At 71.0% G+C, this 15,850-nt stretch carries 11 protein-coding genes; 3 read left to right on the top strand and 8 right to left on the bottom strand.

The window, feature by feature from the left end:
• Positions 1 to 9: 9 nt before the first annotated feature.
• The 7 genes from apbC to ML340_RS08665 form a co-directional block, all read right to left on the bottom strand.
• Positions 10 to 858, bottom strand: a complete 849-nt coding sequence (apbC, locus tag ML340_RS08695; protein WP_240098760.1) for an iron-sulfur cluster carrier protein ApbC — start codon at positions 856 to 858, stop codon at positions 10 to 12.
• A gap of 110 nt (positions 859 to 968) precedes the next feature.
• Complete coding sequence (gene fba / locus ML340_RS08690; RefSeq protein WP_240098758.1) at positions 969 to 2,009, bottom strand: class II fructose-bisphosphate aldolase; 1,041 nt, start codon at positions 2,007 to 2,009, stop codon at positions 969 to 971.
• Positions 2,000 to 2,806 (bottom strand): HAD-IA family hydrolase, encoded by an 807-nt coding sequence (locus tag ML340_RS08685; RefSeq protein WP_240098755.1) that lies wholly within the window; start codon positions 2,804 to 2,806, stop codon positions 2,000 to 2,002. Before ML340_RS08685 ends, fba begins: the two co-directional genes overlap by 10 nt.
• The gene (gene gph, locus ML340_RS08680; RefSeq protein WP_240098753.1) at positions 2,803 to 3,504 is read right to left on the bottom strand and encodes a phosphoglycolate phosphatase; all 702 of its coding nucleotides are present in this window, start codon (positions 3,502 to 3,504) and stop codon (positions 2,803 to 2,805) included. The genes ML340_RS08685 and gph overlap by 4 nt, the downstream gene beginning before the upstream one ends.
• The gene (gene tkt / locus ML340_RS08675; protein WP_338064424.1) at positions 3,501 to 5,564 is read right to left on the bottom strand and encodes a transketolase; all 2,064 of its coding nucleotides are present in this window, start codon (positions 5,562 to 5,564) and stop codon (positions 3,501 to 3,503) included. Before tkt ends, gph begins: the two co-directional genes overlap by 4 nt.
• Positions 5,561 to 6,445: a phosphoribulokinase gene (locus ML340_RS08670; RefSeq protein ID WP_240098751.1), complete on the bottom strand. Its 885-nt coding sequence runs from the start codon at positions 6,443 to 6,445 to the stop codon at positions 5,561 to 5,563. The genes tkt and ML340_RS08670 overlap by 4 nt, the downstream gene beginning before the upstream one ends.
• Before the next feature lie 24 nt (positions 6,446 to 6,469).
• Positions 6,470 to 7,546, bottom strand: a complete 1,077-nt coding sequence (locus ML340_RS08665) for a class 1 fructose-bisphosphatase (RefSeq protein WP_240098749.1) — start codon at positions 7,544 to 7,546, stop codon at positions 6,470 to 6,472.
• Positions 7,547 to 7,738: 192 nt separating this feature from the next.
• On the opposite strand from ML340_RS08665, the gene ML340_RS08660 reads away from it, so the two are divergent.
• Both ML340_RS08660 and ML340_RS08655 read left to right on the top strand, forming a co-directional pair.
• Positions 7,739 to 8,707 (top strand): LysR family transcriptional regulator, encoded by a 969-nt coding sequence (locus ML340_RS08660; protein ID WP_240098747.1) that lies wholly within the window; start codon positions 7,739 to 7,741, stop codon positions 8,705 to 8,707.
• A gap of 406 nt (positions 8,708 to 9,113) precedes the next feature.
• A complete protein-coding gene (locus ML340_RS08655; RefSeq protein ID WP_240098745.1) occupies positions 9,114 to 11,975 on the top strand; it encodes a TonB-dependent receptor plug domain-containing protein in 2,862 nt (953 codons plus the stop codon).
• A gap of 193 nt (positions 11,976 to 12,168) precedes the next feature.
• Here ML340_RS08655 and ML340_RS08650 read toward each other — a convergent pair whose 3' ends face one another.
• Positions 12,169 to 13,740, bottom strand: a complete 1,572-nt coding sequence (locus ML340_RS08650) for a tetratricopeptide repeat-containing sulfotransferase family protein (RefSeq protein ID WP_240098743.1) — start codon at positions 13,738 to 13,740, stop codon at positions 12,169 to 12,171.
• A 68-nt stretch (positions 13,741 to 13,808) separates the two neighbouring features.
• Here ML340_RS08650 and ML340_RS08645 point away from each other — a divergent pair, with 68 nt between their 5' ends.
• Positions 13,809 to 15,848 (top strand): alpha/beta hydrolase family protein, encoded by a 2,040-nt coding sequence (locus ML340_RS08645; protein ID WP_240098742.1) that lies wholly within the window; start codon positions 13,809 to 13,811, stop codon positions 15,846 to 15,848.
• Positions 15,849 to 15,850 lie beyond the last annotated feature (2 nt).

Raw genomic sequence — 15,850 nt, 5'->3', positions numbered from 1 at the left:
GCGCCGGCCTCAGTCGCCCAGCAGCGCGGCCATGATCCCGCCGCGCACCTTCGGCCGCTGCGCCAGCCGCTCCAGCAGGGCGCGCGCGATGGCGCGGTAGGCCTGCGCCGCCGGGTCCTGCGGGCGCGCGGCCACGATCGGGGTGCCGGCGTCGGCCTGCACGCGGATCGCCGGCTCCAGCGGCAGCGCGCCCAGCACCGGCACCTGGTAGCGCTCGCCCAGGCGCGCCGCGCCGCCCTCTCCGAACACGTGCTCGGCGTGCCCGCAGCGGCTGCAAACGTGCACCGCCATGTTCTCGACCAGGCCGAGCACCGCGATCCCGAGGCGCTGGAACATCGCCAGCGCCTTGCCGGCGTCCAGGGTGGCCACGTCCTGCGGGGTGGTCACCACCAGCGCGCCGGCGACCGGGATCTTCTGCGCCAGGGTCAGCTGGATGTCGCCGGTGCCGGGCGGCAGGTCCACCAGCAGCAGGTCGAGGTCGCCCCAGCGGGTGTCGTGCAGCAGCTGGGTCAGGGCCGAGGTCGCCATCGGCCCGCGCCAGATGGTCGGGGTGTCGGCGTCCACCAGCAGCCCGATCGACATCGCCTCGATCCCGTGCGCGGTGAGCGGCAGGATCGCCTTGCCGTCCGGGCTCTCCGGGCGCGCGGCCAGGCCGAGCATGGTCGGCACGCTGGGGCCGTAGATATCGGCATCCAGCACGCCCACCGCCAGCCCCTCGGCGGCCAGCGCCAGCGCGAGGTTGACCGCGGTGGTGGACTTGCCCACCCCGCCCTTGCCGGAGCCGACGGCGATCAGGTTGCGGACGTTGGCGAGCGGCTTGAGCTCGCCCTGCACGGCGTGGGCTGGCAGGCGGGGCACGGGGCTTTCTCGGACGCGGGCCGGCGCAGGCGCGGCCCGGACGTGGTGGGCGGGGCGTGCATCCTGCCGCCGGCGCGCGCCGGCGGCAAGCCCGGCCCGGCCTGCGCGGTTCAGGCGCGGTAGCGGGCGGCCATCTTCTCCAGCGGCACCGGCTTGATCCGGCTGGCCTGGCCGGCGCAGCCGAACGCCTCGAAGCGCGCCCGGCAGATGCCCTGCGCGGCGCGGGTGGCGGCCGCCAGCGCCTTGCGCGGGTCGAACTCCGACGGCTGCTCGGCGAACACCTTGCGCATCGCCCCGGTCATCGCCAGGCGGATGTCGGTGTCGATGTTGACCTTGCGCACGCCGCTCTGGATGCCGCGCACGATCTCCTCGACCGGCACCCCGTAGGTCTCCTTGATGTCGCCGCCGTACTGGCGGATCACCGCCAGCCATTCCTGCGGCACGCTGGAACTGCCGTGCATCACCAGGTGGGTGTTCGGGATCGCGGCATGGATCGCGGCGATGCGGTCGATGGCGAGGATGTCGCCGGTCGGCTGGCGGGTGAACTTGTAGGCGCCGTGGCTGGTGCCGATCGCGATCGCCAGCGCGTCCACCCCGGTCTGGGCGACGAAGTCGCGCGCCTCGTCCGGATCGGTCAGCAGCATGTCGTGGCTGAGCGTGCCCTCCGCGCCGATGCCGTCCTCCTCGCCGGCCTGGCCGGTCTCGAGCGAGCCCAGGCAACCCAGTTCGCCCTCGACCGAGACCCCGACCGCGTGCGCCATCTCCACCGCGCGGCGGGTGACGTCGATGTTGTAGGCATAGCTGGACGGGGTCTTGCCGTCCTCCAGCAGCGAGCCGTCCATCATCACGCTGGTGAAGCCGGAACGGATCGAGGCCTGGCACACCGCCGGCGAGGTGCCGTGGTCCTGGTGCAGCACGATCGGGATGTCCGGGTACGCCTCGACCGCGGCCAGCACCATGTGCCGCAGGAACGGCTCGCCGGCGTATTTGCGGGCGCCGGCGGAGGCCTGCAGGATCACCGGCGCGTCCACCTCGGCGGCGGCCTGCATGATCGCGTGGATCTGCTCCATGTTGTTGATGTTGAAGGCGGGTACGCCGTAGTCGTGCTCGGCGGCGTGGTCCAGCAGCTGACGCAGGGAGATCAGGGCCATGGCGGGGCTCCGTGGGTGGCGGTGGCAGGTTCGGGAAGGGAGGCGGCGGCATGCCAGGCCGCAAGATCGTCCAGGTCGACCGCGCCCTCGCGGCCGCCGGCGGCTGGCGGTGTCCAGCCGGCGCGGGTGTGCAGGCCGGGACCGACCGCGCAGGCACCGGGCACCGGCGCGTCGGCGAAATAGCGGCTGCGGGTGACGACCACCGCGATCCCGGCCGCGCGCGCGGCGGCGACGCCCGGCGGGGCGTCCTCGATCGCCAGCGCCGCGTCCGCGGGCAACCGCAGGCGCGCCAGCGCGATCCGGTACACCTCCGGGTCGGGCTTCTTGCGCGCCACGTCCTCGCCGCACACCACTGCGTCGAAGCGCCGCGCCCAGTCGGCACCGAAATGCGCGCGCAGCAGCGTATCCAGATTGGCGCGGCTGGTGGTGGTCGCGATCGCCTGGCGCCAGCCGCGCGCGGCAGCGGCGGCGATCAGCGCCGCGACCCCGGGCCGCAGCGGGATGCCGGGCGCGCGCACGCGCTCGGCGTATAGGCGGTTCTTGGTCGCATGCAGCTGCGCCGCCAGCGCCGCGCGCGCCGCCGGGTCGGCCGGCGCGTCCGCGCGCGCCTGCATGTCGTGCAGCAGGCGCTCGCGCCCGCCGGTGACCGCGAGCAGCCGGCCGTAGCGCGCGTCGTCCCAATGCCAGGGCAGCCCATGCGCGGCGAAGGCGGCGTTGAACGCGACCCGGTGACCCTCCGCCTCGGTCTCCGCGAGGGTGCCATCGACATCCCACAGCAGCGCCCGCAGCCGGCTCATGCGTGCAGCGCCACCTCCGGCAGCAGGCGCGCCTGCAGTGCGGGAAAGTCCGCGACCACCGCGTCCGGCCGCGCGTCCGCGACCGGCACCCCGCCGTTGTAGCCGTGCGGCAGCAGCCAGCAGGCGATCCCGGCGTTGCGCGCGGTGGCCGCGTCGATCGCCGAATCGCCGACCAGCAGCGCGCGGTACGGGCTGACGCTGAACCAGTCCAGGCAGTGCCGCGCCACCGCCGGGTCCGGCTTGCGCACCGGCAGGGTGTCGCCGCTGACCACCAGGTCCAGCAGCGGGCGCAGCCCGTGCGCGGCCAGCAGCGCATGGGTGTAACGCCCTTCCTTGTTGGTCAGCACCGCCAGCCGCACGCCGTCCGCGCGCAGCGCCTGCAGCAGCTCGCGCGCGCCGGGATAGACCCGGCTGCGGCTGCCGCAGCGGGCGGCGTAGTGGTGCTGGAAACGCGCCGCGACCGCCGGCAGGCGCGGGTCCGCGCGCACCGCCTCCAGCGGCAGGCCCCAGCCGGCCGCCAGCGCGCGCAGCAGCAGCACCCCAGTGCCATGCCCGATCCAGGCCTGCACCTGCGCCGGCGGCTGCGCCGGCAGGCCCAGCTCCTGCAGGGTGTCGTTGACCGCGTCGGCGATCTCCGGCGCGCTGTCCACCAGGGTGCCGTCGAGGTCGAACAGGATGAGATCGAAGCCGCAGTTCATGCCTCCGCCTCCGCTTCCGCCAGCCCGAGCAGCGCGCGCACCGCATCGCGCACCCGCTCCGGGGTGAACCCGAAATGCCGGAACAGCTCGGCCGCGGGCGCCGACTCGCCGAAGCGGTCGAGGCCGATTACGCAGCCGTCGCGGCCAACGTACTTGTGCCACAGGTCCGGGTGCGCGGCCTCGATCGCCACCACCGGCAGCCGGCGCGGCAGCACCGCCTCGCGCCAGGCGCGGTCCTGGCGGTCGAATACGCTGGTCGAGGGCATCGACACCACCCGCACCGGGATGCCGTCGGCCGCGAGCAGGTCGCGCGCCTGCAGCGCCAGCCCGACCTCGGAGCCGGTCGCCAGCAGCACCGCGCGCGCATCCTCGGCGTCCGCCAGCACGTAGCCGCCGCGGCGCGCCGCCGCCAGCCGCGCCGGGTCCGCCGGCAGGGCCGGCAAGGCCTGGCGCGACAGGCACAGCGCGCTCGGCCCGTCCCGGCGTTCGATCGCGTGCATCCACGCGACCCCGGTCTCCAGCGCATCGGCCGGGCGCCAGACGTCGAACTGCGGGATCAGGCGCAGGCTGGGCACGTGCTCCACGCTCTGGTGGGTCGGGCCGTCCTCGCCGAGGCCGATGCTGTCGTGGGTGAACACGTGGACCACCCGCAGGCGCATCAGCGCGGCCATGCGCAGGGCGTTGCGGCTGTAGTCGGAAAAGGTCAGGAAGGTGCCGCCGTAGGGCAGCAAGCCGCCGTGCAGGGCGATGCCGTTCATCATCGCCGCCATCCCGAACTCGCGCACGCCGTAGGACAGGTGGTTGCCGGGCCGGTCGCGTCCGGCGCTCACGCAGCCTTTGAAGTTGGTCAGGTTGGAGGCGGTCAGGTCGGCGCTGCCGCCGAACAACTCCGGCAGCAGCGGCGCCAGCGCGTCCAGCGCGAGTTGGCTGGCGCGGCGGGTGGCGACCGCACCGGCCCCGGCCGCCATCGCCAGGATGCGCGCCTCCGCCTGCGCCGCCCAGTCGGGCGGCAGGTCGCCGGCCATGCGCCGCTCGAACTCGGCGGCCAGCGCCGGATGCGCCGCGCGGTAGCGTGCGAATGCCGCCCGCCACGCGGCCGACTGCGCGGCGCCGCGCGCGCGCGCGTCCCAGGCGCGCGCGATCGCCTCGGGCACCACGAAGGGCGGGGCGTCCCAGCCGAGCGCGGCGCGCGTGGCGGCGACCTCCTGCGCGCCCAGCGGCGCGCCGTGCACGTCGTGGCTGCCGGCCTTGTTCGGCGCGCCCTGGCCGATCACGGTGCGGCAGCAGATCAGGCTGGGCTTGCCGTCCGGCGCGCGCGACTGCGCCAGCGCCGCGCGCAGCGCGGCCTCGACCGCGGCCGCATCGTGCCCGTCCACGCCGCGCAGGACATGCCAGCCCTGGGCTTCGAACCGGGCCGGGGTGTCGTCCGCGAACCAGTCGGCGACGTGGCCGTCGATCGAGATGCCGTTGTCGTCGTAGAACACCACCAGCTTGGACAGGCGCAGGGTGCCGGCGAGCGAGGCCACCTCGTGGCTGATGCCCTCCATCAGGCAGCCGTCGCCGGCGAACACATAGGTGTGGTGGTCGACGATGGCGTGGCCGTCGCGGTTGAACTCGGCCGCGAGCAGCTTCTCCGCCAGCGCCATCCCGACCGCGTTCGCCAGGCCCTGCCCGAGCGGGCCGGTGGTGGTCTCCACCCCCGGGGTGACGCCGTATTCCGGGTGGCCGGGAGTGCGGCTGTGCAGCTGCCGGAACGCCTGCAGCTCCGCCATCGGCAGGTCGTAGCCGGTCAGGTGCAGCAGCGCGTACAGCAGCATCGAGCCGTGGCCGTTGGAGAGCACGAAGCGGTCGCGGTCGGGCCAGCGCGGGTCGGCCGGGTCGTGGCGCAGGAACTGCCGCCACAGCACGCAGGCGATGTCGGCCATGCCCATCGGCGCGCCCGGATGCCCGGAACGCGCGCGCTCGACCGCGTCCACCGCCAGCATGCGCAGCGCATCGGCCAGTGCGCGCGGGCCCGGCTCCGCGGCGGCGGGCGCGGCCTGCGTCGCCGGCGCGCTCACAGCGCCCCCAGCGCGCGCCGGCGGCGCTCCATCATGCGCGCGATGAACGGGGTGAAGATCAGCTGCATCGCCAGCTCCATCTTGCCGCCGGGCACCACGATGGTGTTGGCGCGCGACATCCACGAGTCGTGGATCATGTTGAGCAGGTAGGGGAAGTCGATGCCCTTCGGGTTGCGGAAGCGGATCACGCAGATGCTCTCGTCTGCGGTGGGGATGTCGCGCGCGATGAACGGGTTGCTGGTGTCCACGCACGGCACCCGCTGGAAGTTGACGTGGGTCTGGGTGAACTGCGGGCAGATGTAGTTCACGTAGTCGGGCATCCGCCGCAGGATGGTGTCGGTCACCGCCTCGGTGCTGTAGCCGCGCTGCTTCTTGTCGCGCCACAGCTTCTGGATCCATTCCAGGTTGATCACCGGCACCACCCCGATCAGCAGGTCGGCGTGCCGCGCCACGTTGACCTCCGGGGTCACCACCGCGCCGTGCAGGCCCTCGTAGAACAACAGGTCGGTGTCCGCCGGCAGGTCCTCCCACGGAGTGAAGGTGCCGGGCGGCTGGCCGTAGGGCTTGGCCTCTTCGTGGTCGTGCAGGTACTTGCGGCAGCGCCCGGTCCCGGTCTCCGCGTAGGTGCGGAACAGCGCCTCCAGCTCCGCGAACAGGTTGTTCTCCGGCCCGAAGTGGCTGAAGTGGCGGTTGCCGTTGCGTTCGGCCTCGGCCATCTTCTCCTTCATCTCGGCGCGGTCGTAGCGGTGGAAGCTGTCGCCCTCGATGATCGCCGCCTTGATCGACTCGCGCCGGAAAATGGCCTGGAAGGTACGGGTGACCGAGGTGGTGCCGGCCCCGGAGGAGCCGGTGATCGCGATGATGGGATGGCGTTCGGACATGTCAGGCTCCGGGCGGTCGCAGGCTCAATCGCGGAACAGGCCGCGCTCGGCGAACAGCGGCTCGGGCAGTTCGCGCGAGGCGGGATCGGTGTGGTAGCGCTGGATGCGCTCGACCTCGTTGCGCGAGCCGAACACCACCCCGATGCGCTGGTGCAGCTCCCGCGGCTGGATGCCCAGCATCGGCTGACGGCCGGTGCTGCACAGGCCGCCGGCCTGCTCCATCAGGAACGCGATCGGGTTGGCCTCGTAGAGCAGGCGCAGGCGCCCCGGCTTGGATGGATCCTTGTTGTCGCGCGGGTACAGGAACACCCCCCCGCGCATCAGGATGCGGTGCGCTTCGGCCACCATCGAGGCGATCCAGCGCATGTTGAAGTCCTTGCCGCGCGGCCCGCTGCGGCCGGCCAGGCATTCGTCCACGTAGCGCTTGACCGGTGGCTCCCAGAAGCGGCTGTTGGAGCTGTTGATCGCGAACTCCTGGGTATCCGGGCGGACGCGCATGTCCGGGTGGGTGAGCCGGAACTCGCCGATGTTCGGATCCAGGGTGAAGCCGGCCACGCCGTTGCCGACCGTCAGCACCAACATCGTGCTCGGCCCGTAGATGGCATAGCCGGCCGCCACCTGCGTATGCCCGGGCTGCAGGAAATCGGCCTCGGTCACGTCCCGCCCGCTGGCGACCACGTCGTCGGGCGCGCGCAGGATCGAGAAGATGCTGCCGACGCTGACGTTCACATCGATGTTGGAGGACCCGTCCAGCGGATCGAACACCAGCAGGTACTTGCCGCGCGGATAGCCGGCCGGGATCTGGTAGGGCGCGTCCATCTCCTCCGACGCCATCCCCGCCAGATGCCCCGACCACTCGGTCTGGCGCAGAAACACCTCGTTGCTGGCCACGTCCAGCGGCTTCTGCGCCTCGCCCTGCACGTTCACCTCGCCGGCCGCCGGCAGTTCCGCCAGCGCGCCGGAGGCGACCTCGCGGGCGATCGTCTTGCAGGCGATCGCCACGTCCAGGATCAGCCCGTTGAGATCGCCGCTGGCCGAGGGGAAACGGCGGCGCTGGTCGATCAGGTATTGAGTGAGGGTGTGGCGGGTGGACACCGGCATGGCTGGCCTCGCTGCGATGGGGAACCGGTGCACGGCCCGCCCGCGCCCTGCGATCCCCGATGACCCCTGCCCCGGCTGCCGCATCGGCCGCCGCCCCGGGAGGGGCGTCATGCCGGGCCTATCGCCGACCCTACTGCGGGCCTCGAATAAGGTAAATTCAATTCGTATGAACCTATGATTCAGGGCTTCTGAATGAAGGGCCTGACCCTGCGCCAGCTGCGTACCTTCGCCGAGGTCGCCCGCCACCTCAGCTTCGTGCGCGCGGCCGAGGCCCTGCACCTGACCCCGCCGGCGGTCACCATGCAGATCAAGGAGTTGGAGACCCTGCTCGGGCTGCAGCTGCTGGTCCGGCGCGGACGCCAGGTCTCGCTGACCACCGCCGGCGAGTACCTCACCTTCCACGTCCGCAGGATCCTGGCCACGGTCAAGGACGCCGAGGATGCGATGGCACGCTTCCGCGGCGCCGACAGCGGCCTGCTCAGCATCGGCCTGGTCGGCACCGCCAAGTACTTCGTGCCGCAACTGCTGGCCCGCTTCCGCGAAGCGCATCCTGGCGTCGAGCTGCGCATGCGCATCGGCGGCAACCGCGAGCAGCTGGTGGCGATGCTGGCTGCCAACGAGATCGACCTGGCGATCATGGGCCGCCCGCCGCGCGAGCTGGCCACCCGCTCCGAGCCCTTCGCCGCGCACCCGCTGGTGTTCATCGCCGGCGCCGGGCACCCGCTGGCGACCAGCGGCGAGCCGGTCACCCCGCGCGCGCTGGCGCACTGGCCGTGCCTGGCGCGCGAGCCGGGCTCCGGTACCCGCAAGGTGATGGAGGACTACTTCGAGGCGCGCCGGATCGAGCCGCACCTGGCGATGGAGATGCCCAGCAACGAGATCATCAAGCAGGCGGTGATCGCCGGCATGGGCATCAGCTTCCTCTCGCTGCATACCCTCGGGCTGGAGCTGCGCACCGGCCTGCTGCGGATCCTCGACGTCGAGGGCACCCCGGTGGTGCGCACCTGGAACCTGGTACACCGGCTGTCCAAGGTGCTCTCGCCGGCGGCGGAGGCGTTCCGCTACTTCATGCTGAGCGAGGCCGAGCCGTTCCTGCGCGCGCAGGACGAGGCGCTGCTGGGCGCGCCGGCGATCGCACATGCGCGCGACGACGCCGACTGAATGGCCGCAGCGCGACGCGGCGGCGGCAACCGTCGGCACTTGACACCGCGCGTCGCATATCGGTCAGAACGCCACAGCACACGCTGCACTGCGAGCACATCCAACCGCACACGCGTCCGCGCGAATCCCGCGCAACCCGCACCAGCGCTTGCATCGCGACGCGGCAACCGGCGCGCGCCAGCTCGCGCCGTCAGGCTGGCATGCGATGAAAATCGCGTTGACGTCGGTGAACCTGCACTGAAACGCATGCCATTGCGCGCCATCGCACGCGACATGTGGAACGGCATGGGTTGGCGGCACGGTTAAGTTCTTGTTACGGTGCCGTGGGGGCTACATGCAGTGTCCGTTTCGCGCGGGCGCCATGCATGTGGCCCTTGTCTTTTCACAAGAACAGAAGGATTCCCCCATGCCCCACACGATTGCCCGCCGACTGCACCGCAATCCGCTGACCCTCGCGCTGGCCGCCGCGCTGCTGCTGCCGGCCGCCGCGCTGGCGCAGGATCAGGCGGCGCAGGCCGGCCAGACCAGCAAGGATCAGGCCGCCAACAAGGCCGACAGCAAGCCCAAGGACCTGGACAAGGTCGTGGTGACCGGCTCGCTGATCCCGCAGACCCAGATCGAGACCGCCACCCCGCTGACCGTGATCAGCGCCGAGGACATCCAGGCACGCGGCTTCAATTCGGTCGCCGAAGTGCTCCAGAAGAGCTCGTTCGCCACCGGCGGCGTGCAGAACAACCAGAGCTCGGCCTCGTTCACCCAGGGCGCGGAGACCCTCAGCCTGTTCGGGCTGTCGCCGAGCTACGTGAAGTACCTGATCAACGGCCGCCCGATGGCGAACTACCCGGCGCTGTACAACGGCACCGACGTGTTCAACAACATCAGCGGCATCCCGGTGGACCTGGTCGACCGCATCGAGATCCTGCCCGGCGGGCAGTCCTCGCTGTACGGCTCCGACGCGATCGCCGGCGTGGTCAACATCATCCTCAAGAAGAACGTGGACGGTGCCGTCCTCGCCGCGCGCCTGGGCGGCTACGCCGACGGCGGCGGCCGCAGCGGCCGCCTCAGCTACGCCGACAGCTTCAGCAGCAAGGACAACCGCTGGAACACCCTGGTCGGCATCCAGGCCGAAAAGAGCGATCCGGTGTGGGCCTACCAGCGCGAGCTGACCAAGCAGTTCAACCAGAACGCCTACAACGGCGCAGCGCCGATCGCCAGCCGCGACTGGCTGGTGTACAGCCCGTTCACCAGCTACAACTTCCTGGATCCTGCCAACTGCGCCAACGTGCAGGCCGGCTTCGGCGGCACCGAGGCCAAGCAGACCCGCCCGGGCTTCGGCGACACCCACTACTGCGGCTCGTTCTACACCCCGGGCTACCGCACGCTGAAGAACCAGAAGGAAGGCATCCAGCTCTATACGCACACCACGTACGAGCTGAACGACCTCGCCCAGGCCTATGCCGACGTGCTGCTCAACCACGAGAAGGTGAAGTACCACATCGGCTCCAGCTACACCTGGTGGGGCACCAGCGTGAAGTGGGGCTACTACTACGACCCGAACCTGGATGACTTCCTGAACCTGCAGCGCGCGTTCACGCCCGAGGACATGGGCGGCTGGAAGAACACCATGGAGGAGAACAAGAGCACCTCGTACGCCATCACGGTCGGCGTGAACGGCACCCTGAGCGAGGGCTCGAACTGGGACTACGACGTCAGCGTCAGCCGCACCCACTACAAGCTGGACGAGATCAGCCTGGCGCGCCTGGCCGATCCGATCAACGACTACTTCCAGCAGAAGGTGCTGGGCCCGCAGCTGGGGCTGGACCCCTACTACGGCGCCTACCCGGTGTTCACCCCGAACTACGCGGCGTTCTACACCCTGATGTCGCCGTCGGACTTCTACAGCTTCATGGGCCGCACGGTCTCGCGTAGCAGCACTTACGACAACCTGCTGCGCGCGCAGTTCACCAACAGCGCGCTGTTCCCGCTCAAGGGCGGCGACGCCGGCGCGGCGATCGCGCTCGAGGCCGGCACCGAGGGCTGGCGCTACGACCCCGATCCGCTGCTGCTGAACGGCCAGATCTGGGGCACCACCGCGGTCAGCGGCGGCGGCCAGCGCTCGCGCTATGCGCTCACCGGCGAGCTGCGCCTGCCGCTGCTGCAGTCGCTGACGGTGACCACCTCCGCCCGCTACGATGCCTACCGCGCGGCCGGCCGCACCATCGACAAGCCGACCTACAGTCTGGGCCTGGAGTTCCGCCCGGTCGAGTCGCTGCTGTTCCGCGGCAAGTACGGCACCGCGTTCAAGGCCCCGACCCTGGCCGACCAGTTCCAGGGCGTGAGCGGCTTCTATAGCTTCACCACCGACTACTACAACTGCGCCCTGCTCGGCTACGACGCCGGCAACGTGGACCAGTGCCCGCAGCGCTATTCCAGCCTGCAGTACTTCGGCCAGCAGTCCGGCAACCCGGACCTGAAGCCGATCAACGCCACGGTGTGGAGCTACGGCATGGTGTGGGCGCCGACCGCCAAGTTCTCGGTCAGCGCCGACTACTACCACTGGAACATCAAGGACGAGGTGGCGCTGCAGAACGTCGACCAGCTGATGCGGGACGAGGCCAACTGCCGCCTGGGCGCGCTGGACATCAACTCCGGCACCTGCCAGGCCGCGCTGAGCCAGATCCACCGCGGGCCGAGCGGGAACGTGCAGTCGATCGACGTGAAGAAGGTCAACATCGCCAGCGAGACGCTGAACGCGGTGTCGCTCGGGCTGAACTACCGCCAGGGCCTGGGCGCGTGGGGCGAGCTGAACCTGTCCGGCAACTGGACGCGCAACCTCAAGCACGACTTCCAGCAGTACCCGACCGACCCGGTGGTGGATCTGCTGAACGACCCGTACTGGAGCACGGACCCGAAGTACAAGGCCAACGCGGCCGTGGGCTGGAACATCGGGCGCTGGACCACCACGCTGTACGCCAACTACATCGGTCCGACCCCGAACTACCGCGCCACCCTCACTCCGGCCGGCTATGCCTATGCCGGGGCGGGCAAGATCGGCTCGTACACCACCTACAACGGCAGCCTCAACTTCGACGTCACCGAGGACCTGAAGCTGTCGCTGATGGTGACCAACCTCAGCAACCGGATGCCGAACATGGACGTGCGCTCGTATCCGGGCACCAGCGGGGCGCCTTACAACAGCAGCAACTTCGACGTGCTGGGCCGCGCCTACTACCTGGAAGCGAAGTGGAACTTCGGCCGGGCCAAGTAAGCATCCATTGCCCGTCCTTCGAAACCCCGCCGCATGGCGGGGTTTCTTTTTGCGCGGCACAGCGGTGCCAGTCCCCAAGGCGACCCTGGTCGGCGCCACGCCGACCAGCGGCGGACGAAGCCTGCACGCGCAACCCTCCGCCCTCCCGCAGCCCCAGGCCGCGGTCCGGCTGCAGGGGCGGCCGCGCGCAGGCTCACTCCACCTGCACGCCTGCCGCCTCCAGCAGGGCACGCAGGCCATCCAGCGCCGGGCCGTAGCGCTTCCAACGCGCCAGCGCCCGCCGATGCAGCGGCTCGCGCACCTGCACCGCACTGGCGGTGGCGACCGGCGCTGCGTTGTCGGTGAAGCGCAGGCAGGCCGGATCCCACTCCAGTCCGCAGTGCGCCAGCAGGCGCCGGGTCTGGCCCTCCTGGTCGTCCACCAGCGCCTCGTAGTGCAGCTCCAGTACGCGCCCGGGCAGCACCCGCTGCCAGTGCCGCATCAGCGCATCGAATTGCAGGTAGTAGCGCCCGGTGTCGAGCAGGTCGAACGAGTAGTCGTAGTACGGGCTGGTCTGCGCGAACAGCTGGCGGAAGTTGCCGAGGCAGGTGTCCATCGGGTTGCGCCGCAGGCAGACGATGCGCGCGTTCGGCAGCGCGCGCGCGATGTGGCCGAGGTAGAGGAAGTTGTGCGGCAGCTTGTCCACGAACCGCGGCCGCACCGCGGTGCCCGGCCGGGTGCTGGCGACGTAGGCCTCCCCGAGCGCACGCGGATCGACCGCCGCGCCACGGCGCAGGGTGTCCTGATCCAGAAGCTCCGGGGTGGCACTGCCCGACAGCCGCTTGAGCACCACCCCAAAGTTCTGCAGTTCCCCGGCCGAATGCACCTGCGGATGGCAGGACAGGATGCGGTCGACCAGCGTGGTGCCGCTGCGCGGCATGCCGACCACGAAGATCGGCGCCGGATCGGGATCCCCGGCCGTGGCATCGACCGGATCGGGGAACAGCGCGCGCAGGGTCTGGAACAGCGCGGCATCGCGGTCGCTGGTGTAGCGGCGTCCCTCGCCTCCCGCCGCCTTGCCCGCGACCAGGTGCCGGAAGGCCTGTGCATACTCGCCCAGGTCCTCCAACTCCTTGGCCAGCGCCAAGTTGAGGTACAGCCGCGCCTCCGCACTCGCTGCCTGCCGCAGCAGCGCGCGCAGGCGCGCGAGATGGTGGTGCTCCGGGGTCGCCTTGCGCAGCTGGGCCAGCGCCAGGTGCGCCTTCCAGAACGTGGGGTCGGCGGCGATGCAGGCCTCGTATTCCTGCTCGGCGCGATCCAGCGCGCCGCTGAAGGTCAGCGAGGTGGCGAAGTTGAAGCGTGCCGGCGCGTGCCGCGGCCAGTGCGCGGCCACCCGCTCGAACAGCCCGACCGCGCGCGCGTGTGCGTTCGCCTGGCTGTACACCACGCCGAGGGTGTCCAGCGTGGTCGGGTCCTGCGGGCCCATCGCCAGCGCGGCATCCGCCGCGACCAGCGACTCCCTGGTCAGGCGCGCCATCGCCAGTGCCCGCGCGAACTGCGCGGCATAGTCCGGCCGCCCCGGGCTGTGGTGGACCGCCAGCTGCAGGTGGCGCAGCCCCTCCGGGACGCGCTCCAACTGCAGGGCTGCCACTCCGGCCACGAAGTGCACCCCGCCATGGCCGGGGACCCGGGCCACCAGGCCGCTGGCGAGGGCATGGGCCTGCGCCCACTGGCCGCGGTTGAGCGCGTCCACCGCGCGCGCGTAGATTTCCGGGGGCGTCTGCATCCGTGCATGCTAGCGCGCCGCCTGCTACGCTTGTGTCGGGGAATTGCACGTTCACGAGGGGACCCAAGATGCCTTTGTCCACCCACGGCCGCCGGCTGGCCGTTTCCGTCCTATGCCTGGGCCTGGCCTTCACCGGCCGTCCGGCCCATGCCGTCGAGCCCATCCCGGCCGCGGTCGTGGCCAAGACCCCGGCCATGCAGTCGGTGTCGATGAGCAGCGACGGCAAGACCCTGGTCGCCCTGGTGGTCGCGCCCGGCAGCAAGGACGGCGACACCGCGCTGGCCAGCTGGGATCTCGACCACCTCGACGCCGGCTCGCGCATCACACCCTCGGCCGACCGCATGAAGTTCATCGCCGCCAGTGCGCTCAAGGCCGGGCGCATCCTCGCGGTGGCCCGCCAGGAGTGGACCGGCCAGCTCGGCGGCTGCGGCGAAGGCAAGCAGACCGGCGCGACCAAGACCTTCGTCACCAAGACCTACATCACCGACGCCGAGCACAAGAAGTTCTACGAGGCGTTCGCGGCCAAGACCAGCAAGCTCGACATGGACGAGCAGCTGCGCCGCTGCCTCGAACTCGTTGGCACCGCCTCGCTGGTGAGCACGCTGCCGCTGGATCCCGACAACGTCATCATCCGCCAGCTCGACACCGGCTCGATGGCCAGCAACTACCTGCTGTACAACCTGCGCACCGGACAGAGCAAGCTGCTGTTCAAGGGCGGCGGCCGCAGCGAGCCGGGGCTGTTCGACCCGCGCACCGGCGAGCTGCTGACCCGTACCCAGCTGGAACCGATCGGCGGCGGCGACTACGAGCAGCAGGTGCTGATCCGCGACCCGCAGAGCGGGCAGTTCGTGGTCCATCCGAACCTCACCCGCCGCCTCAGCGAGCGCTACACCGTCGACATCGTCGGCCGCGACGAGGCCAGCGGCAAGTTCTACGTGCTCACCGACCTGTTCTCCGACAAGGTGCAGGCGTGGATGTACGACCCGGCGACCCGCAAGTTCGACGACGAGCCCCTGCTGGCGCATCCGCAGTACTCGATCGCCAGCCTGATCTTCGGGCGCAACAAGGGCAACTTCGGCCGCGTGCTCGGCTTCGCCGTGGACGGGCCGCAGGTCGAGGTCACCTATGTCGATCCGTCGCTGAAGGCGGTGCAGGCCCTGCTGGAGAAGAACTTCCCCGGGCAGCGGGTGTCCCTGCTCGGCTACGACGAGGGCCTCGGCAAGGTGCTGTTTGCCACCTCCAGCCACCGCGACCCGCCGGCCTGGCACCTGCTGCTCGACCGCAAGCGGATCGTCACCCTGGGCAGCGCCAACCCGGACTTCAAGCCGGAGTGGGTGGGCGAGCAGCGCTGGGTGGAGTATCCGGCGCGCGACGGCCTGACCATCCCTGCGATCCTCGACCTGCCGGCCGGCTGGACCCCGGCGCAGGGCCGCCTGCCGGCGATCGTGCTGCCGCACGGCGGGCCGTGGGCGCGCGACTACATGGGCTGGGACGCCACCGGCTGGGTGCCGTTCCTGACCTCGCGCGGCTACGCCGTGCTGCGCCCGCAGTACCGCGGCTCCACCAACCTCGGGCGCAAGCTGTGGCTGGCCGGCGACGCCGAATGGGGCCAGAAGATGCAGGACGACCTCGACGACGGCGCCGCCTGGCTGGTGCGCGAGGGCATCGCCGACCCCAAGCGCGAGGCGATCTTCGGCTATTCCTACGGCGGCTTCGCCGCCGCTGCGGCGGTGGTCCGCCCCGGCGGGCCGTTCAAGTGCGCGATCGCCGGCGCGCCGGTGACCGATCTGGCCAAGCTGGGCTGGTCGTGGAGCGAAAACCGCCTGCAGCGCATCCTGCAGGGACGCACGGTGAAGGGCATGGATCCGATGCAGAACACCGCCAAGGCCAGCATCCCGGTGCTGCTGTTCGTCGGCGACCGCGACGTGCGCACGCCGTCCTTCCACGCCGAGGATTTCTACAAGGCAGTCAAGGACAAGGTACCGGCCAAGTTCATGCTGATCCCGGACATGCCGCACAGCATGCCCTGGTACCCGCGCCACCGGGTGCAGACCCTCGAGTTGATCGACGCGTTCCTGCGCCGGGACTGCGGTTCCGGCGGGCTGTGAGC

Origin of the sequence: Thermomonas flagellata (assembly GCF_022419185.1) — a bacterium.
GTDB lineage: Bacteria > Pseudomonadota > Gammaproteobacteria > Xanthomonadales > Xanthomonadaceae > Thermomonas > Thermomonas flagellata.
This window is presented reverse-complemented; position numbering and strand designations above follow the sequence as displayed.

Excerpts from the sequence above, each read along its gene's own strand:
- ML340_RS08670 (WP_240098751.1), bottom strand. The coding sequence starts at position 6,445 with ATGTCCGAACGCCATCCCATCATCGCGATCACCGGCTCCTCCGGGGCC.
- ML340_RS08660 (WP_240098747.1), top strand. The coding sequence starts at position 7,739 with ATGAAGGGCCTGACCCTGCGCCAGCTGCGTACCTTCGCCGAGGTCGCC.
- ML340_RS08645 (WP_240098742.1), top strand. The coding sequence starts at position 13,809 with ATGCCTTTGTCCACCCACGGCCGCCGGCTGGCCGTTTCCGTCCTATGC.
- ML340_RS08650 (WP_240098743.1), bottom strand. The coding sequence starts at position 13,740 with ATGCAGACGCCCCCGGAAATCTACGCGCGCGCGGTGGACGCGCTCAAC.
- ML340_RS08665 (WP_240098749.1), bottom strand. The coding sequence starts at position 7,546 with ATGCCGGTGTCCACCCGCCACACCCTCACTCAATACCTGATCGACCAG.
- ML340_RS08655 (WP_240098745.1), top strand. The coding sequence starts at position 9,114 with ATGCCCCACACGATTGCCCGCCGACTGCACCGCAATCCGCTGACCCTC.
- gph (WP_240098753.1), bottom strand. The coding sequence starts at position 3,504 with ATGAACTGCGGCTTCGATCTCATCCTGTTCGACCTCGACGGCACCCTG.
- fba (WP_240098758.1), bottom strand. The coding sequence starts at position 2,009 with ATGGCCCTGATCTCCCTGCGTCAGCTGCTGGACCACGCCGCCGAGCAC.
- ML340_RS08685 (WP_240098755.1), bottom strand. The coding sequence starts at position 2,806 with ATGAGCCGGCTGCGGGCGCTGCTGTGGGATGTCGATGGCACCCTCGCG.